Source organism: Arthrobacter sp. Y3221157, assembly GCF_059089865.1.
Genome location: NZ_JBNHFD010000270.1, coordinates 1 through 204, shown reverse-complemented (window position 1 = coordinate 204; position 204 = coordinate 1). Strand labels below are relative to the sequence as shown.

At 63.2% G+C, this 204-nt stretch carries 1 protein-coding gene; it reads right to left on the bottom strand.

The genetic code is table 11. The annotated features are described in order from the left end of the window. A partial coding sequence (locus AC5RTT_RS20965; RefSeq protein WP_494146748.1) for a 6-phosphofructokinase occupies positions 1–196 on the bottom strand: 196 nt, incomplete at its 3' end. Positions 197–204 lie beyond the last annotated feature (8 nt).

Genomic DNA, 204 nt, shown 5'->3' with positions numbered 1-204 from the left:
TGCCGCCCTGCTTGGCGATGCCACGGACCATGGTGCGGGGGATGTCAATGATGTCGCCCTCCACCACGCCGCGCCAGCCGTCGAGGAATCCGACGAATTCGTGGCCATGGATGGCGATGCCTTTCAGTACGGCGCCGCGGATCACCGCGTTCAATCCGGGGCAGTCGCCACCGCTGGTGAGGATTCCAATTTTCATGTTTCGGC